Raw genomic sequence first — 24,893 nt, forward strand, 5'->3', positions numbered from 1 at the left:
ATTACAATAGACATGGATTATTTAAAAAAAGCAATAGTTCTTTCCGTTTTGATGGCAGCAGGCGCATCGACGGTTTATTCACAAAACAGCAACTTGAAAAAAGCAGCTACTAATATCCAAAAATTTGAAGAGGTAAAGGGTGCTGGAAGTCCTGAATTGGGTAAGGCAAACTTGACGACTGCTCAAGAGGCAATTGACGAAGCTAGTGTACATGAGAAAACCAAAGATCTGGCAGAAACATGGACTTACTATTCATTAATATATGCCAATATTGCTTCTCTTGAAAAAAGTGCTGAATCCGCAACAAAAGCTATTGAAGGTATAAAAAAAGCAAAAGAGTTGGATAAGGATAATAAAAATACAGCCAATATTGACGTAGCGGGTCAGATTTTAGGACAATACAAATTTAATGAAGGCGTGGGAGCTTGGGAAAAACAAGATTTCAAGTCCGCTTATACCTCTTTCAATGATGCCTTGACGTATTTACCAGGGGACACGACGTTAACATATTATTCTGGATTAGCTGCGATCCAAAATCAGGACTATAAGAATGGTATCGAAAAATACAAGCAACTGTTAGATAGAAAAGATTTTTCATCACATAAACTCGTAGTCGTTGATTTACCTAAGTTATACTTATCTTTAGGAGATACTACATCTGCTATTGAATATGCGGCTCAGGCAGCTCAAGCATATCCAAATGATAACGATGCAGTAATTCAAAATATTGAATTAAATTTAATAGTTGGTAACGAAGCTAAAATTGTTTCTGAAATCGAAAATCAATTGACTAAAGACCCTCAAAATAAAAGTTTATATTATTATTTGGGTATTGCCCATTCAGCTGCTAACGATTCTGATAAAGCGCTTGAAGCGTATCAAAAAGCTATCGAAATCGATCCAAATTATGCCGATGCAAATTTGAATGCTGGTGTTGTATTAATGAACTCGGTCCGTGATGAATTACAAGCCATTAACGATGACAAGACGTTAAACAACAACCAATATAATGAAAAAGTAAATGCCCTTAAAGAAAAGATTAAACCGGCTGAAATCTATTTTACAAAAGTAATCGATAGCGATCCGAAAAGTGAGAGTGCGTTGAGAGGTCTTAAAGGTCTTTACGATTTCACACAAGATGAAACTAAAGGAAAAGCTATTCAGGATAAGCTTGATGCCTTAAACTAAAAAGTAAGCTTATATAAAAAAGGCGAAGGCATGAATTTATTTCATGCCTTCGCCTTTTTTATACAGTTATATTACATGTAATTAAGAAGTATAATCATAAAGAAAATAAAACGTACAACCCTGATGTTGCCCTTAATAAAAAAATCCCAAATGCCTTAACATTTGGGATTAAGATATGTTTAAATGAAGTATAGTACTACCAATAAATAGTATATAGCGCTATTGTAATAAAAGTCACGATCAGTGCTCCAGCAATGAAGCCGGGATGCATTTTAAACATTTTAACATCGATCTCAAGTCCTTTTGGAACCACTCCTCTCGCGTTTTCAATTTTACTGATTATGATCATTCCAATAATACAGATAATAAACACAAAACCCATACGGTCCAAGAACGGGATTTCGTAAAGGCCACTAGCCGGACTAAGAACCGAAAAATTCATTGAACTTAAAAACGAAAGATCCACATATCCCGGTAAAAATTTAAAGAATATTGAAAACAAGAATCCACCAATAGTTGCAAATAATGCAGCATTAGATGTTGTTTTCTTCCAAAAGAATCCTAGTATAAACATCGCGAAAATACCCGGCGAAACAAAACCTGTATACTCCTGAATATATTGAAATCCACCTTTTTTATCAATTCCCAAATGCGGCGCAATAATTACCGCTAGAATCATAGATACAATAATGGTGATTTTCCCTACATTCACTAATTGTCGCTCTGAAGCATCTTTGTTGAATACTTTTTTGTAAACATCTAAAGAGAATATTGTTGCAATACTATTCGCTTTACCAGCTAGAGAAGCCACTACAGCTGCTGTAAGCGCAGCGAAAGATAAGCCTTTTAAGCCTGTTGGCAACAGATTTAATAAAACGGGATATGCGCGATCTGGATTGGTTTCTCCTGCCTGAAGCATTTCTTGTTGAAATAGGCCGTCTTTCCACAATACATAGGCTGCAATGCCCGGGATTACGACAATGATAGGCATCAATAGCTTTAAAAATGCAGCAAAGAGGATCCCGTTACGGGCAGTTTTAAGATCAGCTCCCAAGGCACGTTGAGTAATATACTGATTACATCCCCAATAGTTAAGATTAACAATCCACATACCACCTACCAACACAGTTAAACCCGGCAAATCGAGATAATTCTCATTCTCGGGTTTTAGTATCATATGAAAATGCTCAGATGCTTTGTCCGTCATGATTTGGTATCCTTGTAGAATTCCACCTCCGCCGCCGAAATGGTCGGATACCAAACTCAATGCTAAATAGGTTGTAGCCAAGCCTCCTAAAATCAAAAAGAAAACTTGAATTACATCAGTATAACCAATTACTTTCATCCCACCCAACGTGATAATGATAGCAAAAACGGCAATAGCATACATACAGAATGTTAAGCTGATTCCAGAAATACTGCTCACCGCAAGGGCTCCCAAATACAGAATAGAGGTCAGATTCACTACAACGTACAACATTAACCAAAAAACAGCCATAATCATGGCAACTGTGCCATTATATCGCTGATTAAGAAATTGTGGCATCGTAAAAATCTTATTCTTCAGGTATACTGGAATAAAGAAAATAGCTACTACAATTAACGTAATTGCAGCCATCCATTCGTAAGTGGCTATGGCTAAGCCCATCTTAAATCCGGAACCACTCATACCGATAAATTGTTCGGCAGAAATGTTAGAGGCAATGAGAGACGCTCCGATTGCCCACCACGTTAATGACCCCTCGGCCAAAAAGTAATCTTTTGATTCTGTTCCTTCAGTCTTCACGTTTTTCTTATAGTAAACCCAAAGCCCATAGGAAGCAACGATCACAAAATAAATGAGGAACACAATGTAATCTTGTGTACTTAAATAATTATTCATCGGTTTATTCGATATTAGTTTAGGGTCTAAATGTAAGAAAATGTTCGGACTTATATAAACCTATTAATTAAATTTTCTAAATATTCTTGGCGTCCGCTAATTGACTTAGGTTCACCATTTGCTACTGCATAGTCGCGCAAGTCCTCCAATGACAACAGACCTTTCTCAAAATCAGCACCTTGATCACTATCAAATGAGGCGTATCTTTCCTTACGGATTTCTAAATATTCCGATTTTTCTAAAATACGGTCAGCAGTTAATAACGCTCTCGCAAAGATATCCATCCCTCCTACGTGTGCATAAAATAAATCTTTCGGATCAGTAGAGTTTCTTCGTATTTTAGCATCAAAATTCACTCCTCCGCCCTGAAGTCCTCCCGATTCCAAGATAATCAACAAGCTCTCAGTCAATTCATTAATGTCATTTGGAAATTGATCTGTATCCCATCCGTTTTGGTAATCGCCGCGATTCGCATCGATAGAGCCTAATAATCCCGCATCGGCAGCCACTTGCAATTCATGCTGGAAAGTATGCCCTGCTAATGTTGCATGATTTACTTCCAAATTCAATTTAAAATCATCTAACAGATCATATTGACGTAAAAAACCAATAACTGTAGCAGCATCGTAATCATATTGATGTTTTGAAGGCTCACAGGGCTTAGGTTCAATAAAGAAGGTTCCTTTGAAACCATTTTTACGAGCGTAATCTTTTGATAAATGTAAAAACTTCGCCAGATGTTCTTGCTCTCGTTTCATGTTCGTGTTCAACAATGACATATAACCTTCACGCCCACCCCAGAACACGTAGTTTTCACCACCTAATGCTATCGTTGCGTCTAGTGCTGCTTTTACTTGTGCGGCGCCATGCGCAACTACATGAAAATCGGGATTGGTAGAAGCGCCATTCATATATCTACTGTGGCTAAACAAATTTGCAGTACCCCACAATAATTTAACCCCACTTTCTGATTGCTTAATCTTCGCATAATCGGTAATTGCCGCTAACCGTCGTTCATTTTCGACGATGTCATCCGTGTAATCTACCAAATCCACATCGTGAAAACAGTAATAAGGAATCTGCAATTTTGTAATGAATTCAAATGCAGCATCCATTTTATCCTTAGCTCTTTCTACAGCATCTGCTTTTTTATCCCATGAGAAAATGTGTGTTGGGCCACCAAAAGGATCGCTGCCATTTGCATTGAAAGAATGCCAATACGCACATGCAAATTTAAAATGTTCGGCCATACTCTTACCCCGAACCATCTGATCGGGATTATACCAACGAAAAGCTAGTGGATTATCACTTTCATTTCCTTCAAACTGGATCTGCTGAATGCCTTCGAAATACTCTTTTTCTCCTTTTAAAATGTTCATATTCTTTTTGATAAATTATTATTTAGTTTAGCTGTTTTATTAATAATGATTTCCAGTCTTGATATAGTTCTTCGTACAAATCAACTTGTTGGGGCTCGATTTCACGGATCATCTGCATTTTAGAAAAAGCCTCCCCGGAAGAATGATAAATATCGGCACCTATACCCGCCCCCAGCGCAGCACCCACACTGCCATCATTGTTGTATAATTCTACCGGTGTGTGCGTAGCACCTACAAAAGAAGATATAAAAATTGGGCTTAAAAACAAATTGGCATTACCCGCTCTAATAACCGACGGGTTTAGCCCATTTTCACGCATAATATCCAACCCATAACGGAATGAAAAAGCAATCCCCTCTTGCGTAGCACGGAGTACCTCGGCTATACCGTGGCGATTGAAATCAATTTGGTGAATATGTGCATTGACCAGTCTATTATTAAGCATGCGCTCCGCTCCATTCCCAAATGGAAGTATCCGAAGCCCACCACTTCCAAGAGGTGCAGTTGAGGCTATGCTGTTAAGCTCATCATATCCAAAATTTCCACCAACCATTTTTTTCACCCAACTGTTTTGTATTCCCGTTCCGTTTATACAAAGTAAAACACCGGTACTAACATTCTCGCTGCTGTGATTTACATGAGCAAATGTATTAATACGCGATTGCTTATCGAATACAAGTTCATTACTTACTCCATATATAACTCCTGAGGTCCCGGCTGTAGCAGCAACCTCTCCTGACTTCAACACATTAAGAGACAACGCATTATTCGGCTGATCACCAGCTTTATAGGTAACGACAACGTCTGAAGCCAATCCCAATTGGGCTGCTATGCTAGCATGCAATCTACCATGATTACTAAATACAGGGTTTATCGCAGGAATAAAGGACCCAGAAAAACTAAAATAAGACATCACATTATCAGACAGTGCATTCGTAGAAAAATCCCAAAAAACTCCCTCTGAAAGTGCACTGCTAGTGGTATTGAGCTCACCGGTTAGTTTCATGGTTAGAAAATCACCTGGTAATAAGATTTTGTCTATCTTTTCATAAATATCTGGCTCATTTGATTTCACCCAAGCTAATTTGGAGGCCGTAAAGTTACCCGGAGAATTTAACAAGGTAGTCAAGCATTCTTTATGTCCTAAATCGTCAAACGCCTTATCACCTATCGCTACTGCCCTACTATCACACCAGATAATAGCGTTACGCAATACCTGTTGTGACCTATCCACAAGGACAAGACCGTGCATCTGATAAGCTATTCCAATCGCCTTTATCTCCTTGGGATTATACAAATTAGATGCATGAGCCTTCTGAATACAACGAACGGTATTCGCCCACCAGACCTCCGGATCTTGCTCTGCCCAACCCGCTTCTGGAGATAATATTTCTGCTTCCGTTTCTGGGTAATTAACAGACACTATTAATTTTTGTCGATAAGCATCAACAATTGATACTTTTATGGACGATGTTCCTAAGTCTATACCTAATAATAACATAATAAAAAAGAGTGACGATGCAACCGATTGCATAAAAGTATTTAATTTTAATTATATTTACAAATTAATTTTAAAAAATAAGATAATTGAAAAAGAGAACTACAATATATGACATTGCCAAAGAGCTGAATATCACAGTATCTACCGTTTCTAGGGCATTAAATAATATTTCTTCAATTAGTGAGGAAACTCGAAATGCTGTTTGGGAGATGGCGAAGAAATTAAATTACCGCCCAAATAAAATTGCTACATCTCTAAGTTCAGGCAAGACAAATATTATTGGTATAGTTATTCCCAGTGCAAAAATTCATTTTTTTTCCTCCGTAATATACAGCTTGGAACAAGCATTGAAAAAAGCAGGCTACAGTATTCTGCTATACCAATCTAATGAAACGCTGGAATCTGAAATAAATGGAATTCAAACGTTATTGGAAGCGCAGGTAGATGGTATTATTATATCACTTTCGCTAGAGACCGATAACATAGACCACATTCGAAAAGTGGAAGCAGAAGGAAAACCATTGATTGTATTTGATCGCATTCATAATGAGCTCAATGTTCCATCGGTCGCTATTAACGATACATTAGCAGGATATATAGCGACTAAACATCTTATCGATTCAGGATATAAAAAAATAGCTTATGTATCAACTAAGCACAAAATTAAAATTTTTGTAGATCGTTACAAAGGCTATATAAATGCATTACATGAAGCAAATATAGCTTTAGATGAGAATCTAATTATTTTAGACGAGTTATCCATTCAAGGCGGAATTAAAGCCACAGAAAAACTATTCAAATTAAAGGAAAAACCAGATGCTATAATTGGTGGCGACGATTTTACTGCGTTAGGCATCGTAAAAGGATTATCGACAATAGGAATTGTTCCTCCCAAGGTGGGGGTAATAGGGTTTGCCAATCAAACTTTTTCCGAATATATAACCCCCAGTCTGTCTACTATCGATCAACAGGCAGTAAAAATGGGACAGGAATGTGCTTCTTTATTTTTAAGATTGATCAACAAAAAATCGAGTATTGATAGTCCTGAAAAAATAGTTCTAGAGCCCATCTTGATCGCAAGGGATTCTACGAAACAACCCGCATCTAAATAGTAGAGATGCGGGTTGTTTATTTCTATGCAAAAGCTCTATCACCTTTTTTGTAGGGGTAGGCACCATCAAACTTACCTGGAATTTTTACGTAACGTAAAGCCTGCGTCATTCCGACTTCGGAAGTAAAAAAACCAGTAAGCGTTAGCTGCTTAAGCATTGTAAAAAAGTGATTAGGAAGCTCCTCTAGATCATTAACTTTGTCAGCACTTTGGTTTTGCCGGTTCGTCGCATTCTCATTTTGATTAGCCCTATCCTGCTCCCTTGCTTTCTCTTTCTCTTTTTTGTCAGTTTGAAAGTCTTTTGCCTCCTTATCCAACGTATTTACAAATTGTAAACGTTCTTCAGAGGTTAATTCTCTGAAATTTTTATTAAATCCTTTCTGGGAAATTTCATCAACTTTAGACAGTCCTTCTAAGAACGCTTTTTGATCTACGGCGGTATAGCAGTCTCTTATCATCACGGGAATAAATGCGCCAACATTTGCGTCTTTAGCTCCTGGAGTAGAGGTACGAGGCAAAATAGCCTCTGCCAATTCATTTAATAAATCTACACTGGTTTGTTCGAATAACGCTGCTACGTCTTTAGAAGCTGACCTTGTACACCCCTCTAAAAATAAATTAGCACCGATTACAGATCCACCTATAATCATTGCAACTCGTTGTATTGCTTCTCTTCTATTCATCTTTCTAATTATTAAAAAGTATAATTAACCTCCCATCCTGGACGATACGTTCTTTTAACGAACTGGTTTACGTCTTCAAAATTGGTAACGCGCATATTATTATTATCCCATAGTAGTTTTAATCCACGCCCGGGATATTTATTATCAACCTTCAGATCAGATCCTCTAATAGCCAAATTTGCCATCAATAACGCTTCCGTTAAAGGACCAGCTATTTCGAAAGGCGACGACATTTCCATATTACCATAACCTGCAAGACATCCTTCTACCCACTGTGTCCAATGCCCTGATGCCCCCCCTTCTACACGAGCATACTTCTGTTTTACTTCCTTATGCTTTTTATCCGTTGGTAACAATCGAGGATTAGCGGCATATGTATCTGCTAAAATCTTGCCTTTCTTACCTATGAATAAAATACCATTTCCTCCGTCGCCGAACATCTCATTTGCGCCTAATTCTTCGGGTCTAGGTGGTTGAATACCGCCGTCCATCCAATGAACCTTCACATCACCTTTAGTTTTTGCTGTTTTGGGGAAAGTCAATGTTGCATAACTAGACGGCGGACACGATTCTGGAAAATATCCTCGCTTAAATTCATCAACATATACCGAACCGACACTTGCTTGTACATCTTTTACATATTGTAACCCATAAATGCTAAAAGGAGCTTCCATATTATGACAACCCATATCACCTAACGCTCCGGTACCGTAAGGCCACCAACCCCTCCAATTAAAAGGAACCAATTTATCAAAATAATCAGTCTGTGGTGCAGTACCTAACCATTTATCCCAATCCAACGTACTCGGAACTTTCGCTTTTTGAGCGGGCCACGCAATACCTTGAGGCCAAACGGGTCTATCTGTCCAACAATAGATTTCTTCCAAATCTCCGATAAGACCGGCGTCAATCCACTCACGCATCTGACGCACACCATCTCCGGAAGCACCTTGATTTCCCATTTGTGTCACTACTTTATACTTCTTCGCCGCATCGGTCAATACCCTCGCTTCCCATACATCATGAGCCATAGGCTTTTGCACATACACATGTTTACCCAGCTGCATGGCCGCTAAAGTTTGTATAGCATGGTTGTGATCTGGAGTGGAAATAGATACTGCATCGATATGTGTATGCTCTTTGTCTAACATTTCCCTAAAATCAGTATAGAACTTTGCTTTAGGAAATTTCTCTACCGAATTCTTTGCTCTTGCGGTATCTACATCACATAGATAGGCAATATTTGCTTTTCCGCTTTTAAAAAAATTATTTACATCAGATTGTCCCATTCCGCCTACGCCGATCGAGGCAATTTGTAACATATCGCTTGGTGCTCTGTACCCCTCTCCTCCAAGTACATGTCTAGGTACTATAGTAATTCCAGCCGCTGCTATAGCCGCTTTCTTGATAAAATCTCTTCTACTCTCGTTTGTTGTATTCATGTTTTATAGGTTTAATCGCTTATTTTACAAATTTCCTTTTTTTAATTCTGACACAGCAAAGTCTACCGCTCTAGCCGTCAAAGCCATATACGTCAATGAAGGGTTCACACAAGCACCGGAAGTCATTGCTGCACCATCTGTAACAAATACATTTTTTGCATCCCAAACTTGATTATGTTTATTCAAAACTGAATTCTTAGGATCTGTCCCCATACGCGCAGTCCCCATCTCATGGATACCCATACCAAAGGCATAATCATTGTCATACGTATAGATATCTTTCACGCCCACTTTATCCAGCATTTCTTTCATTTCCTCCGCCATATCTTTACGCATTTTTTTCTCGTTGTCTTTTATCTCCATATCCATTGCCAATACGGGTAGCCCCCATTTGTCTTTCGTATTCTTATCGAGTGAAATACGGTTTTCATGATAAGGTAATATCTCGCCAAATGCGGTAAAGCCCACAGACCAATCACCTGGTTCGAGCATGGCGTCTTTCCAGTCTCCGCCTACACTCATCTCAGCTACCTCGCCAGACCATCGTCCACGACTGGCTGCTCCCTGATAGCCAAAACCACGCACATATTCTCTCTGCTTTGTATCTCCATCAACATTGACAAATCGAGGAACATATAATCCAGTCGGTCTTCGACCGAAAATATACTTATCTTCATGTCCTTCTACTCTCCCACCGGCACCAACTCGAAAATGATGATCCATTGCATTGTGACCTAACTCGCCACTACTACTTCCTAATCCACCTTCCCATACGTCGGTTGCCGAATTCATTAACACCCAAGTGGAGTTAAATGCAGAAGCACAGACAAAAACTATTTTAGCAAAAAATTCATAGGTTTGGTTAGTCTCAGCATCAATAATCCTTACTCCTTTAGCTTTCTGGGTATCCTTATCATAAATAATTTCGGTAACAATAGAAAACGGTCTTAAGGTAAGGTTGCCCGTAGCTACAGCAGGGGGTAAAGTCGATGACTGTGTACTAAAGTAGGCACCAAAATTACAACCTAACCAACACTGATTTTGGTATTGGCAATTGATACGACCTGTATGTGGTTTAGTGATATTAGCAGTTCGCCCCATAATGAAGTGACGTTGGCCACCGTACTCTTTTTTCAAACGCGATGCGAGATCTTTCTCCACCACGTTCATATCCATGGCAGGTTGAAAGTCACCATCGGGTAATACAGCTAATCCATCTCTATTGCCAGAGATACCGGCCCACTTTTCAGCGTAGCTATACCAAGGAGCGATATCGGCATATCGGATAGGCCAATCTGTACCGTGTCCATCTTTTATATTAGCTTCGAAATCCAAATCTGAGAAACGGTAGCTTTGACGTCCCCACATTAAAGATCTACCTCCTACGTGATATCCTCTATACCAATCAAAACGTTTTGTCTCTGTATATGGGCTTTCTTTTTCATTAACCCAAAAATCTAAATTCTTTTCATTTAAAGCGTAATCGCGCTTTAGAACAGGATAGTCCTCCTCCATTTGTTTCGTGCGACCGCCACGATGGGGATATTCCCATGTATTTTTATTCGCATGATAATCCTTTACATGTTCAACATTCCGGCCACGCTCCAGCATAATGGTTTTTAACCCTTTCTCCGTAAGCTCCTTCGCTGCCCATCCACCGCTAATACCCGATCCAATAACGATTGCATCATAAACATTGTCTGCCATATTTCTTCTACTAGTTTGGTTTAAATTTTTTCAGTTTTGTTTTCTACTTTCTCGTCTTTAAAGAAAATTAAGAATAGGATAAATACCACAAACGCAATGCCGGCAGGTATAATCCAAGTTTGCTCCCAGAATGCAGCAACATCTGTTTCCTGTAAGCTTTTATATTTTTCGCCGACAAACCCCGCTACCCAAAATCCAATTAATTGTCCCACACCATAGGTAGCCAATGTAATTAGGCCCTGGGCAGCACTTTTATATTTCACACCAGCCTTACTATCTGTATAGATTTGTCCTGATACGAAGAAAAAATCGTAACAAATTCCATGTAAGGCAATACCTAAAATCAACATAAATGATAAATCTCCTGCATCGCCATATGCGAATAAAAGATAACGAACAGCCCAAGCCAACATACCGACAAGAATAGTTTTTTTGAAACCAAATCGGGTGAAAAACACGGGTAATAGCAATAAAAAGAGCACCTCCGATATTTGACCAATAGTCATTTTCCCTGTGGGATTTTCTAGTCCAATTTGATCTAAAAAAGGATTTGCATTTTGATAGTAGAATGCTAATGGAATACAGATTAAAATGGAAGAGATAAAGAATATCAAGAAATTCTTATCTTTTAGCAATTTTATAGCATCCAAACCAATTATGGATGCAAAAGAGGCTTTTTCATCTGATAGGACTTTAACTGGAGGAGTTTTAGGTAGGATGAAAGAGAATAATCCTAACACCAATGATGCAATAGAAGCCATTAAAAACGTATTTCTTAATGCCCCTTCTCCAGACGCCAATGCCGAATCCCATTTAAATAAATAACTGATTGATAACCCCGCGACAATCCATCCGATAGTACCCCAAATACGGATACTCGAAAACTGCTTTTCCGGATTGGTTAATTGTCTAAATGAAACTGAATTCACCAACGATAGCGTAGGCATATACAATATCATATATGAAAGCACGTAAGGATAAAATACAGACATATCTGTCGCCTGATACATTTGAAACATCAAACCCGCACCAATTAAATGTAAAATCCCCAATATTCTTTCGGCATTAAAATACCTATCGGCAATCATACCAATAATGAAAGGCGCAATAATAGCACCTAATGACTGCGTTGAAAATACGTTCGAAATTTCAAACTGACTCGCTTGGAGATTTTTAATTAAAAATGTTCCTAATGTTACAAACCATGCTCCCCAAATAAAGAATTCGAGAAACATCATGAAGGATAACTTAAATTTTATTGATGTTGACATCTTGATGAATGATAGGTTTATTTTATAAATATAGTAGTTATTCTAAATTATTTAAAATTATTTTTGCTAATATAATTTAGCATTAGAAATTATCCACTTCACGATAAGCATTGACCAACGATATTTCACCTTCCTTTCCCGATTTGGACATACCGTGTTCCATTCCTACTATCCCTTTGTAACCTTTTTCATACAACCACTTAAACACATTTTTATAGTTGATTTCTCCTGTTGTGGGTTCTTTTCTGCCTGGGTTATCGCCCACTTGAATATATGCAATCTCACTCCAACACTGGTTCATCAAATTAATCAAATTTCCCTCGTTCTTTTGTTGGTGATAGGCATCATATAGAATTTTACATGATGGACTATTGACCGCTTTGCAAATCTCGTAGGTCTGGTCAGTAAATCGTAGAAAAAGATCTGGTGTATCACTTAATGGCTCTAAAACCATTGTAATTCCATGTGGTTCAAATATTTCAGCTCCCCTTTTAAGTCCTTCAATAACGTTTGCCGTTTGTACACCAATAGGAAGGCGACGTTCATAGTCACCAGGTACTACAGTCACCCACTTCGCATTGACACGTTTAGCGATTTCAACGGAGTCACGACATCCTTTTAAAAATATATCGACATGCTCCCGTTTACCTGCTGCCAATGTATTTGCACCATTGCCACCTTTTGGCACAACAAATACACCCATTCTCATGCCCAACTTAGCGAGTAGTTCTCCCGCTTTCTTTTGCTCATCCACGGAACGTCCGGGCATACCGTTGTCTTCAATACTGCGAAAGCCCAAATCATACATATATTGTATCTCATCGAGAAAACCCTTACCGGCAGACGTACTGAACATCCCTTGATGTGGAGCATAATCCAATTTAAACGTTTGATTTTTCATGTTATTATTATCTGTCGTTGATGCTTTTAGAGATGAATCCAGAAACACAGAGCTTCCGACAAGCAAACCTGCATTTTTAACAAAATCTGATCTTTTCATTTATATAATTGTTCGTTAAAGTATCATTTCAAAAATATGTCACACGCTTTACGGGAAAATATGCCATCATATTGCTGATGCATTGTAAATATAATTTTTAAAGCCTTTAGAAAAAACCTCTTTATAAGAATTATTATCGAAGTAGATTAAATACACTTCAATTCCTTTTATTTTGTCCGCAAATTCTATTGCGCTAGATGGTTTAAGGTACATAAAGTAGTTATCAAAAGCATCAGCTTCCATGGCCGTATTTGCTATCACTGTAGCGCTAACGATCACATTTTTCACCGGGTATCCCGTTATGGGATTTATGTGATGAGAGATATGCGTCTGGCCAACGACCCTCCTGTTTTCATAAGTTCCAGAGGTTGTAACAGCTTTATCCTTCAAATTTAATTTATAATGGGTCAATGAATCTATGGCTAAGCGAGAGAGAGGCCGTTGGATCGCAATTTGCCAACTTTTCGATTCTTTAGTTCCTTTCACCCTTATTTCTCCCCCTATTTCAACGAGATAGTTCTGAATATTATTGTCTTCCAAATATTGCGCAACCACATCCACGCTATAACCCTGCGCTATACCATTTAAATCTATTGAAACGCCAGGATTATTTTTAATCAGCTTTTTTCCTCTAATTTTTAGGTTTTGAATTCCTACAAGGGGTAGTATCGCTGAGACTTCGTAATCTGTTGGATCATGCTTAACACCTTCAGCACCGAACCCCCACAACTTAACAAGTGGCAATATGGTAATATCAAAATATCCTTTTGTTCGCTTATGCATTTGCAAGCCCTTACGAACTACCTCAGCCATATGAGGATCCATGTGTATCACTTTAGTACTGGCTTGATTAAATATGGAAATCAATGAAGATGGATTGTAGAGAGACATTGATGCGTCTATGCTATTCAACAAACTATCTATATTATCTTTATGTATAACTTGGTTTGAAAAATAGCGTATCAGATAAGTTGTCCCCTGAGCACGTCCTTGAATTACCTGTTCATGAGATACATTAGGATGTTGAGCAAAAACAAAACATCCTAACAGTATCTGAACTATGATAACAATAATTCTTAACACTAAATGTACAGCTGCGAATTTATTCCAGGTATAGCTACTGGATAAATTCCATTTTCATCCGGTAATATCTTCGGAAGACTTTCCCATGTATACGTTGTTGGCATTAAATCAATCTCTGATTGTATAGCCTGATCCCATTTAATTACTTTACCGGAATAGCAGGCTAACCGACCAATTATACCCGTCAATGTACTATAAGCTCCATACTCAGCATTTTCAAATTTATATTCGCCCTTCGCAATTGCATCAAACAATTCAACATGCTCTTGACGATAGGGATTAGCATCACCTCTTCCATTGTGACGGTAAATTTCGTTGCCTTTCGCATCCCAAAGTACTCCTTGGTTACCAGCAGATAGATAAACTCTTCCTTTAGTTCCCTGAAAAGTTTCATCTACGCGATTGTGTATACCCTCAAAATGACGACATTGACTATACACAACTGTCCCATCATCATAAGTCAATTCAACTGCGAAATTATCATAGATCTCTCCGTACTCCTTTCCATCTCTTTGTGCCCTAGAACCAGTTCCCTCAATGGAAACCGGGTATTTTCCTTTTATCCAGTTAGCGATATCGATATTATGTACGTGCTGTTCTACGATGTGATCTCCACACAACCAATTGAAGTAATACCAGTTTCTCATCTGATATTCCATTTCTGTCTGGTTGGGTTTACGGGGCCTAACCCATACGCCACCGCTATTCCAATACACTTGTCCGGATACGATATCACCAATTGCTCCATCTTGGATGCGCTGAATAGTTTCTTTGTAATTCTTTTGATATCGTCTTTGTAAGCCCACCACGACATTCAGTTTTTTCTTTTTTGCTTCCGCTGCAGCAATCAATACCTTGCGTATTCCAGGAATATCAACAGCCACTGGCTTCTCCATAAAAACATGCTTTCCAGCTTTTACAGCTTCTTCAAAATGGATGGGTCTAAATCCTGGCGGAGTCGCTAGGATGACGACATCGGCATCTTTTATAGCAGACTTGTATCCGTCAAAGCCCACATATTGTCGACTCTGGGGAACATCAATTTTTTCGTTATATTTTTGTTTTAGATTTTTTAATGATGTATCGAGATTATCCTGAAAAGCATCCGCCATTGCAACTATCCGAACATTTTGCCCTGATTCAAGCGCATCGGCAGTAGCTCCTGTACCCCGTCCGCCACAACCGATCAACGCGACTTTAATCGCGTCATTTCCAGCAGCAAACACTGACGAAGCTGATGTCATGGTAACAGCAGCCGATCCGGCTATTATGGAAGAAGATTTTATAAAATCTCTACGGTCAAAATTTTTCATGTATTATAATATTTAGGTTTTTTAAAAATCAGCAATAGGTTCTTTATCGTAATAGGCTATTATTTCTTCGTGTGTAGGCGGATTTAAGGGCCTAACAAGACGCATTCCTACAAAAGGAGCCTCTGGAAACCACCAGTTAGATTTGGGCATCTGTGGATCCAGTTGCTTCCAAACTGGATCGGAAGCTGTACGAGCTGCCGAACGCAACTCTTCGATTACGCTTTCAAAAGACCCTCCTCTCACTACATGTGGGTAGAGAGCAGTGGGAATAGCTACTGGATTATCAATAGGCTCTGGTTTATCCCGAGTATAAAAATCAGCAATATATTGATCATATGTCCACTCTGCTACATTGCCCAGAATGTCATATAATCCAAACGAATTGGGCTTCTTCTCTCCCACTGGGTGTGTAGATTGATTGCTGTTCGTGCCAAACCAAGCGTATTCTGCCGCCAATTTTACATCATCTCCAAAGAAGTATGCTTTATCAGATCCTGCACGACAGGCATATTCCCACTCTGCTTCCGTTGGTAATCTATAAAACACGCCCGTTCTTACGTATAGCCATTTACAAAACTGTATAGCATTATAATGGGTCATCGCCAATGCAGGATATCCTTCCTTCCCCATTCCAAAAGTCATATCCAAATAAGGCTTAGTAGGGCGTGTAACGGCGTCTACCTGGTCAGGGATGGCACCACTTGTTTGTTTAGACTGCTCGTAGTCCTTATATAAAAAGAGTTCGTAAATATCCCAGGTTACTTCGTAAGTTCCCATCCAAAAAGCATCAATTTCTACATGGTGAGCAGGTTTTTCATCCGCTTTTGCAGAACTATTGCTCCCCATAATGAATGTGCCACCAGGAATGGCCTCCATGGTGAATTCAAGCGAAGTACCCTCTATCTGCTGTACATAACGTTCATGAGATGACTGCGCTTGCGCTGCAGAAATACTCAAAACGGAAAACAAGAAAATTCTATTCATCAATTATCAATTATAGGTTTAGTATATCTAATTTGATAAACTAAATCTAAAGTAGTAAATAAAATTCAGGTTACCGTTAGTGTCGAATAACAAAGACGTTACAATAGTGTAATTATCACACTATGCCAAATAAAAGAAAGAAATAGGCCGATAATAACGCTGACTCCTATTGTCGAATTCGCAAGTTTGGTATTGAGACCAAACTGTTGTATAACTAGACTCGTTGCAACCAAACTTGGCATGACCATCTCAAAGACAGAAACTCTATAGAATGTCCCGTGCAAACCTATAAAAAATGTAAGTACGATAAGGACAGCGGGAGCTAAAATCAGTTTGTAAAATAAAGAATATGAAATCAAACTAAACTCCTTTTTCCAATTTTTAAAACTCAACTGCATTCCTATCGAAAAAAGTGCTAAAGGTGAAACAGTTGAGGCAAAAGCAGTAAGAACTTCCTGAGATGCATTGGTAAGCCATACATCGCGAAAAATAACGGCTATTATGCATGCTATTAAAGGCGGAAAGGTAAAAACTCTTTTAACGATGAAAGATATTCGATTTTCAGTTTTTTGACTAGATTTTTTTGCGTCTATGGCAAGTATTACTCCCGCTGAAGATAGAATAAAAAAAGTGGTTTGATCACTTACAATACCGATTTTTAAATATTCCTCTCCAAAAAATGTAATAATCAAGGGAAATCCAACAAATGATGTATTGCTTAATCCAGAGACCAGAATTAAAGTTATCAGATTACGATTGGAAAGTTTTAAAATTAAGTTGAGAGATTTAAAGAATAAAAAAGATCCGCCAAAAACGATGAAAGGTAGGAGAATTGTGTACAAATAAGCAATATTCAAATCAATCTGCGGTATAAATTTAAGCGCAACAGCAGGCAGTGCTATATAAATTACCCATATATTAATTCCTTTATGGGCAGATGCATCTGTCAACTTAGTTTGTCGGACGAGGAAGCCCGCCACTAAGGAAATTAAGATAATTAGAAAATTTAACACGACAACAAAGAAAAGGCTTTTGAAATGATTTCAAAAGCCTCTGTTAAACAATTTGCTAAAAAATCTAAATTTTAAGTTTTTTTAGCAAATTGGTATCTACTGTAATGTATGTCGGATAATAAATATTGTTTCCTCCTATTCGAAAGGAGGGCTTAATTTTCAAAGTCATAAAATTATCGCTCTTCTCTCTTTTAAAAAGCTCGTCAAAAATTTTTTCAACATAGTTATCCTTTTTATCTGCTCCAAATAAATTTAATTTAAAACTTAATGGAACCACGCTAGATTCATTTGTGCTTAAATGAATGTTTTGATCGACTGTTCCCTCAAATACTGGATTACCTTGTATTTCTATTAGATATTTAAACTGATTAATAGCAGCCACCGTCGGGGAAGGGTTCATTATTTTCAAATTCACATTCGCTTCAAGTGGCAAATCTTTTCTCAAAATAGCCAATGCGATACTTGGTATTGAAGCGATGTTAATCCCATTTCCTGTATCAAAACTTTCGACCGATTTTCCGCCCACTAACATATTGTTAATGGACTGAACATCGTATGTACATTTTGCCAATGCTTCTAATTGCGCTCGTTTACTTGCGACGCATCCGGTAATCACAAACGTTATTACAACGATAATTGATATTAAACTTATTCTTTTCATTATTTATTTTTTTTTCGTACAAAATTATACGACACGCCTAACGTAAAAACTGAATTACCTGCCTTTAAATATTCATTATCGACCATACCGATATTAAAGCCAGTTGTGTATTGTAATTGGAAACCATTAAAAAGCTCCATTCGGGTAAAAAAAACAGGTTCGATAAAGAGATTTTCTTCTGACTGTAAATCTATACCATCAATAGTAAAATCTGTTGTTCCTATTCTACTTAATCGAATTGCAGTACCATAATTCAATTCTCTTTTATTGCCGAACAGATTTAATTTGCGCTTACGTGTGGCAGAATAGTTTAGCTGAACAAATATTTTATCAAAATTCATATCACGTATTTCTACTGCTTCGAATCCAGTCGTGGACGCTCGTTTATCTATATTTAATGTATTCCCTATTCCATACCCAGCATACAATTCCAATACTTGTCTTTTATTTTCCCCTATTTTAGTAAAATAGCCTATCCCTCCTTCAATTATTTTTTGATCGAACTGTTCATTGGATTTCACACCATTCTTGACATACGATCCATTCGCAATTATCGCCACACGATTGGTAGCCGCTACTCCTAAAGAACCACTTAAATTACCCTTCGTATTTATATGGCCAGAAACATATACCTCACCCTGAGTTCTGAACATCGGAGTAGCCGGAACATTGGGCATGTACATCGAACTACAGCCCATAAATAGAAAAAAAGTCGACAAGATAATGACTAGTTGAAGTTTCTTTAAAATCATCCTTGCTGAGTATAAACAATCATGCCAAATTTAGCGCTATCTCAAATTTAAATATAGCGTCTTTTGTATCTAACATAAAAATGTCCTTAACAATTATTATTAAGGACATTTTCACAATTTGGATAATTTTATAAATCTTCTATCGTAGGTGCACTATCTGTTTCAGGAGCTTTATCGATCAACTCCATGAACTGATCCAATTTTGGTGTAATGATAATCTGAGTGCGTCTATTCCTAGCTTTTCCATCAGGTGTAGAATTGTCTGCAATAGGGTTATACTCGCCCCGACCTCCAGCTGTAAGTCTTTTCGGTTCTATGCCATAATTATTTTGTAGCGCTTGTACTACCGATGATGCTCTTAAAGTACTTAGGTCCCAATTGTTGCGGATGTTTGTTTTCGAGATCGGATCGCTATCCGTATTACCTTCTATAAGAACCTCGTAATCTTTATAATCTTGAATAATCTTGGCAATCTTACTTAATGTTTCGCCAGCTTTGTCAGAGATCTCATAACTACCTGATTTGTAAAGCATATTATCAGAAAGGGAAATGTACACTACACCTTTTAATACTTTTACATCAACGTCACGTAATTCTTCGCGGCTTAGTGAGCGTGTTAAATTATTTGTCAATACGACATTCAATGAATCGCTCTTATTTTTTGTATTAACAAGGTGTTTGATATACTTATTTGAAGCATTGATCTCGTCGACAAGTTTAGATATATTCACGTTGCCTTGCGAGTTTTGCGATATACTTTTATCTAATGACGTTTGCAATTTTGAATATGCTTCTCTTAAGGCAATATTATTCTTTTTTTCCTGCTCTAATTGATCTTCCAGACTTTTTACCTTAGCTCGGCTTTCGGCTAAATCCACTTGTCCCTGTTGATAAAGTGTCGCCAAATCTTGATGTTGTGTCTGCAAAGACAAATATTTTTTATTGCTAACGCAGCTAGCCATTACTAAGCTACCCAGTAGTATAGTAATCGGAATTATTCTCTTATGTTTAAGCATGTATCTATTGTTTTTCATGTGAAGATAGCAAATTAAATGCCTTTCTACATCATGTTAACAATATTTAAGTATTTTAACTAAATAAACTTTAAACGGGATATCTAAAGCTTATCCTTGGCGATGCAAGTAAAGACAAATGTATCTATTACTGTGTTTCAAAAGTTATCTTAAAAAACACGTTTATTTGATATTGATTTTGAGTCACCAATTCTTGTTAATATTGGTAACGCTACGGTATTATTTAACTAATTTAGCACCATGGATATCTCAAAAATTCTTCAAAGTTTAAATATAGAATCGTTAAACCTTATGCAACTGGAGGTTACCGAAAAATTCCGCGCTCAGCAGGATTTAATCGTTCTATCACCTACGGGAACAGGTAAGACACTCGCCTTCTCTTTAATTATCAATCAGCTATTAGATCCATATCTAAAAGATGTTGTGCAGGTATTGATTGTTGTTCCGACCCGGGAACTTGCCCTACAAATAGAATCTGTCATTAAAAAAGTGACAAAAGGTAATAAAATAACGACCTGTTATGGCGGACATGACACCAAGATCGAACGGAATGCACTGAAAGAAGCTCCTAGTATACTAATTGGCACACCAGGGCGCCTTATCTACCATTTGGATAGGGGTCATTTTAATCCAAGACAGATACACACCGTCGTATTGGACGAATTTGACAAGTCCTTAGAATTTGGTTTTCAGGGGCAGATGTCTAACTTGCTCGCACAGATTAGTCACATTGAACACAAGATACTTACGTCGGCGACAAAGTTAGATGAATATCCTAGTTTTATAACGCTTAACGACCCTATCATCATCGACTATTTGACAGATGATGAAAGTATTCCTAAACTAACTTTTAAAAAAACAACCTCTTCTCCTCAACATAAGCTAAAAACGCTATTTAAATTACTATGTAAACTAGGAGATAAAAAAATACTTATCTTTTGCAATCATCGGGATGCCGTAGACCATATAAGTGAACTATTGCAAGACCGTATGCTTATTCATGACGTTTTTCATGGCGGACTAGAACAAAGAGACCGGGAGTTAGCACTTTTAAAGTTTAGAAATAATAGCAACCGTATATTATTAACAACAGATTTAGCCGCCCGCGGCCTCGATATTCCAGCCGTAGACACCATCATCCACTACCAGCTTCCTTATAAAGAAGATGCTTTTGTACACAGAAACGGACGTACTGCACGTATGAACACAGAAGGTGACGTTATTGTTATGCTCAAACCAGACGATGATTTTCCGTATCTAATTGAGCCTGCTGAAGAAATCATATTGGATGAAGAATATAATCTCCCATCAAACACACCTTATGCCACACTTTATATCCCTGTCGGTAAAAAGAATAAAGTTAATAAAATTGATCTGGTAGGATACACACTTCAACTTGATGGCATTCAAAAAGATGATATAGGTATCATAGAGGTTAAAGATAACGAGTCTTATATCGCGGTAAAAAGAAATGTAGCTTCCCGGATTTTAAAGAATGACGGAATAGGTAAGATCAAGGGTAATAAAATCAAATTTATGCGAACCTAATCTTCTATAAAATCAATCACTTCTTGGGGTACTAATCTATCAATAGCCCCTCCGTTAGCAAGGATATCGCGCACAATTGTAGAAGAAATATGTGCAGTACCACTTCTACTCAATAAAAAATAAGTTTCAATGTGGGGTGCTAGAATCAAATTATTCTGAGCAATAGCATCTTCATAAATCAAATCGTTGGCATTACGTAGACCTCTCAATATAAACCGTGCACCTACGGATGAACAATAATCAACCGTGAGTCCTGAGAACAAGCCTACAATTACCTGATCTGAGTTAACATACACCGATTCAATTGCACTTTTCCGTTTCTCAAATGCCATTAAACCTTTTTTAGAAGAATTCACACCGATTGCTATATAAATCTTATCAAACAATGACAACGATCTATCTACTAAATCTTTATGGGCCAAAGTAAATGGGTCAAATGAACCTGGGAAGACTGCTATTCTCATTAGAATTATTTTTGTTTATAAAAGCTAAAAGATGAATATCCATATTTTCGCGTTTCCACAAAAGTGACATCCGTCATCATTTTTCGCGTAGAAGGATGTTCCACTACGAGAATCCCTCCTACCTTTAATAGGTTATTGGTCATAATCATTTCGGGTAACTGCGGTAAGCGATCAATATCGTATGGTGGGTCGGCAAAGATCAAATCATAGCTTTTTTTACACGAGGTAATGTACTTGAAAACATCCGCTTTGCGCGTATGAATGGTTTTAATCTCGTGCTTTTTACAAGTATCCTTAATATAAAGAAGACATTTGTTATGGATGTCTATCGCATCAATCTCAGTAGCTCCACGAGATGCGAGTTCAAAAGAGATGTTTCCTGTTCCACAAAATAAATCCAAACATGTGGTTGCATTCACATCTATTTGATTTAACAAAATATTAAATAATGCCTCTTTTGCAATATCGGTCGTCGGTCGCACCGGCAAACCAGTAGGTGGATGGAGTCGAATTCCACCTAGTTTGCCTCCTATTATACGCATAATTGGCTATCTAGTAAGATATTCAAATATGACATCTGCTTTTTCACTTCATCATCAGATGTAATCCACTTTGATTTAGCTCGTATCACCTCTAAATCCTCCGTGTATTTAGATAATCGCTCTCCCCACTCTGAGCCCTCATTTGTGCCGCTCAACAAAATGCGTTGTATCTTATGAGTTAAACCGAAATTTTTGAATATGCTTAACACAAAGTAATTCAAGTCGTCAACGGTCTGAACCTCAAATGTGTTATATAGTTGTAAAGCACCATCTATATATAAAAAGAGATCCGCTTGACTGTCATAAATATGAACACCTAAAGTCTCCCCTTGAATAGGAATATTTGACTGAGCTTGTCGTACAACTATTTCAAACGATGGAATAAAATGAGCATCCGAAAAAAGATTTTTCCATCTATTATATAACAATAAATCATATTGATAAAGCCCAGTAATACCAAAAGATAAGTGTTTTACGTAGGTATGATCTGCATCCTGATCTATAAAATAATCTGTATAAATGTCCTTCTCTCCGTCTTGAAACACATCAGTTGGTGTCAAAACAAGACTCTGGTGGGGGAGCGTAACAAATACATGTTGAAAAGGTAAACTTAATATTTTCATTGCGTCAGTAGACGGCTTAGTAGTTTTGTACTTCATGAAAACCAAAACATTCTTTTGTTCATCTACAACTACTAAATGGTCGTAGGTATAATCACTATTTACAAATAGTGTATAAGAGGAAATATAGTGAATATGAAATTCTTCTGATGTGTAATTCATTGAATAATATTATCTAGCAGATTACGCCAACCTTCGACAACAAAATTAGCTTTTACAATTGAATTGACAAACCTTTTAAATAACTTTGAATGTGTATATTAAAAATTTACTGATTCAAGAGTTTTCATGGAAACCTACTATACAACAAGAAGAGGTATTTACTCTACTAGCTGACTTCTTACATACATTTTCTAAAAGTTCCTGCTTTATTTTAAAAGGATACGCTGGTACAGGAAAAACTACCATCATTAGTTCATTGGTAAAAGCACTGCCCAAGTTGCAAAAAAGAGCTGTCCTTCTTGCACCTACAGGGCGGGCAGCCAAAGTAATGGGAGCTTATTCAGGACATAATGCATTAACAATTCACAAAAAAATATACCGAAAAAAAACTGCAGCTACGCTACAAATGGACTTTTCGATCGCTGAAAATCGACATCAGAATACGCTGTTTATTATCGATGAAGCATCTATGATATCCAATGAGGGAATAAATATTTTTTCAAATGGACTTTTACACGATTTGATCTCATATGTGCATTCTGGCGAAAATTGCATACTCATTTTTGTTGGCGATACCGCCCAACTCCCACCGGTGGGATTAGAAAATAGTCCTGCGTTAAATTCAGGTTATATCAGTCAAGAATTTGGGCTCCAAACCATTACTTACGAAATGACGGATGTAGTGCGCCAAGCAAAAAACTCTGGAATACTATTTAACGCCACTAAGATTCGGAACGAAATAAAACTGGACGAAAGTGACGCCACCTATAGCTTTCCAAAGTTTATAACCAATGGATTCAAAGATATATATAGGATGACAGGGGAACGATTGGTTGAGGGCTTGCATTATGCCTACGACAAACACGGTATAGAAAACTGTATGGTTATCTGTAGATCGAATAAATCCGCCAACCTATACAATAAGCATATCAGGAATCAAATACTCTTTAGAGAAGAAGAAATCACAGGGGGCGATTTAATCATGATTGTGCGTAACAACTACTATTGGTTGCAACAACATGATGAAAATCATACCGGGTTTATCGCGAATGGAGACATGGCCATTATTCGCAAGGTAAGCAATGTACACGACATGCACGGTTTTCGCTTTGCTGATCTATATTTAGAATTCATGGATAATAATGAAGGTGATGCTATACGTTGTCGCGTGTTATTGGATAGTCTTCATGTTGATGCTCCCCAATTACCTTATGATTTACAGCAGCAACTATATGAAAGCATAGCCAGGGATTACGAAGATATGGGCTCTAAACGAGATCGTCTTGAAGCAATAAAAAAGGATCCCTATTATAATGCGTTGCAGATTAAGTTTGCATATGCAATTACTTGTCATAAAGCACAGGGAGGACAATGGCCACTCGTATTTATCGATCAAGGCTATTTAATAGATGAAATGTTAAATACCGAATTTTTAAGATGGCTCTATACTGCTATTACACGCGCCAGACAAGAATTATTTTTGGTCAATTTTAATGAGAAATTTTATTAAAAATTACTATCAAAAATATTACACATTACTGCCCCTATTTCTT

Annotated in this window: 22 protein-coding genes; 4 read left to right on the forward strand and 18 right to left on the reverse strand. The window is 37.5% G+C overall.

The window, feature by feature from the left end:
• The first annotated feature begins 12 nt into the window (after positions 1–12).
• A complete protein-coding gene (locus FAZ19_RS12350) occupies positions 13–1,188 on the forward strand; it encodes a tetratricopeptide repeat protein (protein WP_136821019.1) in 1,176 nt (391 codons plus the stop codon).
• A gap of 196 nt (positions 1,189–1,384) precedes the next feature.
• On the opposite strand, the gene FAZ19_RS12355 is transcribed toward FAZ19_RS12350, so the two are convergent.
• From FAZ19_RS12355 to FAZ19_RS12365, 3 genes are read right to left on the reverse strand one after another with little or no spacing between them, the layout of a single operon-like run.
• Positions 1,385–3,070, reverse strand: coding sequence for a sodium/sugar symporter (locus tag FAZ19_RS12355; protein WP_136821020.1), 1,686 nt, complete (start codon positions 3,068–3,070; stop codon positions 1,385–1,387).
• Positions 3,071–3,120: 50 nt separating this feature from the next.
• Entirely contained in the window at positions 3,121–4,449 is a 1,329-nt protein-coding gene (gene xylA, locus FAZ19_RS12360) for a xylose isomerase (protein WP_136821021.1), read from the reverse strand.
• Positions 4,450–4,471: 22 nt separating this feature from the next.
• Complete coding sequence (locus tag FAZ19_RS12365) at positions 4,472–5,950, reverse strand: xylulokinase (protein WP_136821022.1); 1,479 nt, start codon at positions 5,948–5,950, stop codon at positions 4,472–4,474.
• Positions 5,951–6,036: 86 nt separating this feature from the next.
• Here FAZ19_RS12365 and FAZ19_RS12370 point away from each other — a divergent pair, with 86 nt between their 5' ends.
• Positions 6,037–7,062: a LacI family DNA-binding transcriptional regulator gene (locus FAZ19_RS12370; RefSeq protein WP_136821023.1), complete on the forward strand. Its 1,026-nt coding sequence runs from the start codon at positions 6,037–6,039 to the stop codon at positions 7,060–7,062.
• Positions 7,063–7,084: 22 nt separating this feature from the next.
• Here FAZ19_RS12370 and FAZ19_RS12375 read toward each other — a convergent pair whose 3' ends face one another.
• The 12 genes from FAZ19_RS12375 to FAZ19_RS12430 all read right to left on the reverse strand — a co-directional run bounded on the left by FAZ19_RS12375 (position 7,085) and on the right by FAZ19_RS12430 (position 19,986).
• Complete coding sequence (locus FAZ19_RS12375) at positions 7,085–7,744, reverse strand: gluconate 2-dehydrogenase subunit 3 family protein (RefSeq protein WP_136821024.1); 660 nt, start codon at positions 7,742–7,744, stop codon at positions 7,085–7,087.
• 11 nt (positions 7,745–7,755) lie between these two features.
• On the reverse strand, positions 7,756–9,186 hold the full coding sequence (locus FAZ19_RS12380; RefSeq protein ID WP_136821025.1) for a Gfo/Idh/MocA family protein: 1,431 nt from the start codon (positions 9,184–9,186) through the stop codon (positions 7,756–7,758).
• 24 nt (positions 9,187–9,210) lie between these two features.
• Positions 9,211–10,893, reverse strand: coding sequence for a GMC oxidoreductase (locus FAZ19_RS12385; RefSeq protein ID WP_136821026.1), 1,683 nt, complete (start codon positions 10,891–10,893; stop codon positions 9,211–9,213).
• Positions 10,894–10,913: 20 nt separating this feature from the next.
• Positions 10,914–12,164 (reverse strand): nucleoside permease, encoded by a 1,251-nt coding sequence (locus tag FAZ19_RS12390; protein ID WP_136821027.1) that lies wholly within the window; start codon positions 12,162–12,164, stop codon positions 10,914–10,916.
• Between the two features lie 82 nt (positions 12,165–12,246).
• Positions 12,247–13,164, reverse strand: coding sequence for a hydroxypyruvate isomerase family protein (locus FAZ19_RS12395; RefSeq protein ID WP_136821028.1), 918 nt, complete (start codon positions 13,162–13,164; stop codon positions 12,247–12,249).
• Positions 13,165–13,230: 66 nt separating this feature from the next.
• Positions 13,231–14,247 (reverse strand): FAD:protein FMN transferase, encoded by a 1,017-nt coding sequence (locus tag FAZ19_RS12400; protein ID WP_136821029.1) that lies wholly within the window; start codon positions 14,245–14,247, stop codon positions 13,231–13,233.
• On the reverse strand, positions 14,247–15,560 hold the full coding sequence (locus tag FAZ19_RS12405) for a Gfo/Idh/MocA family protein (protein ID WP_136821030.1): 1,314 nt from the start codon (positions 15,558–15,560) through the stop codon (positions 14,247–14,249). Before FAZ19_RS12405 ends, FAZ19_RS12400 begins: the two co-directional genes overlap by 1 nt.
• Before the next feature lie 21 nt (positions 15,561–15,581).
• Complete coding sequence (locus FAZ19_RS12410; RefSeq protein ID WP_136821031.1) at positions 15,582–16,544, reverse strand: formylglycine-generating enzyme family protein; 963 nt, start codon at positions 16,542–16,544, stop codon at positions 15,582–15,584.
• 98 nt (positions 16,545–16,642) lie between these two features.
• Positions 16,643–17,557 carry an AEC family transporter gene (locus FAZ19_RS12415; protein ID WP_136821032.1) on the reverse strand — a complete coding sequence of 305 codons (915 nt, stop codon included), beginning with the start codon at positions 17,555–17,557 and terminating at the stop codon, positions 16,643–16,645.
• A gap of 64 nt (positions 17,558–17,621) precedes the next feature.
• Positions 17,622–18,218, reverse strand: coding sequence for a hypothetical protein (locus tag FAZ19_RS12420; RefSeq protein ID WP_136821033.1), 597 nt, complete (start codon positions 18,216–18,218; stop codon positions 17,622–17,624).
• Complete coding sequence (locus tag FAZ19_RS12425; RefSeq protein WP_136821034.1) at positions 18,218–18,970, reverse strand: hypothetical protein; 753 nt, start codon at positions 18,968–18,970, stop codon at positions 18,218–18,220. Before FAZ19_RS12425 ends, FAZ19_RS12420 begins: the two co-directional genes overlap by 1 nt.
• 128 nt (positions 18,971–19,098) lie before the next feature.
• Entirely contained in the window at positions 19,099–19,986 is an 888-nt protein-coding gene (locus FAZ19_RS12430; RefSeq protein ID WP_136821035.1) for an OmpA/MotB family protein, read from the reverse strand.
• Positions 19,987–20,244: 258 nt separating this feature from the next.
• Between FAZ19_RS12430 and FAZ19_RS12435 the strand changes: the two genes are divergently transcribed.
• The gene (locus FAZ19_RS12435) at positions 20,245–21,552 is read left to right on the forward strand and encodes a DEAD/DEAH box helicase (protein WP_136821036.1); all 1,308 of its coding nucleotides are present in this window, start codon (positions 20,245–20,247) and stop codon (positions 21,550–21,552) included.
• Here the strand turns inward: FAZ19_RS12435 and coaD are convergent.
• Genes coaD through FAZ19_RS12450 form a run of 3 tightly spaced genes read right to left on the reverse strand, consistent with a single transcriptional unit; the run spans position 21,549 to position 23,340 of the window.
• A complete protein-coding gene (coaD, locus tag FAZ19_RS12440) occupies positions 21,549–22,016 on the reverse strand; it encodes a pantetheine-phosphate adenylyltransferase (protein ID WP_136821037.1) in 468 nt (155 codons plus the stop codon). The genes FAZ19_RS12435 and coaD overlap by 4 nt on opposite strands.
• Positions 22,017–22,021: 5 nt before the next feature.
• Positions 22,022–22,558, reverse strand: a complete 537-nt coding sequence (locus FAZ19_RS12445; protein WP_136821038.1) for an RsmD family RNA methyltransferase — start codon at positions 22,556–22,558, stop codon at positions 22,022–22,024.
• Positions 22,549–23,340 carry a DUF3822 family protein gene (locus tag FAZ19_RS12450; RefSeq protein WP_136821039.1) on the reverse strand — a complete coding sequence of 264 codons (792 nt, stop codon included), beginning with the start codon at positions 23,338–23,340 and terminating at the stop codon, positions 22,549–22,551. The genes FAZ19_RS12445 and FAZ19_RS12450 overlap by 10 nt, the downstream gene beginning before the upstream one ends.
• Positions 23,341–23,431: 91 nt before the next feature.
• On the opposite strand from FAZ19_RS12450, the gene FAZ19_RS12455 reads away from it, so the two are divergent.
• Positions 23,432–24,850 carry an ATP-dependent DNA helicase gene (locus tag FAZ19_RS12455; protein WP_136821040.1) on the forward strand — a complete coding sequence of 473 codons (1,419 nt, stop codon included), beginning with the start codon at positions 23,432–23,434 and terminating at the stop codon, positions 24,848–24,850.
• The last annotated feature ends 43 nt before the right edge of the window (positions 24,851–24,893 follow it).

The sequence above is a fragment of the Sphingobacterium alkalisoli genome (genome assembly GCF_005049105.1).
In the GTDB taxonomy this organism is placed as follows: domain Bacteria; phylum Bacteroidota; class Bacteroidia; order Sphingobacteriales; family Sphingobacteriaceae; genus Sphingobacterium; species Sphingobacterium alkalisoli.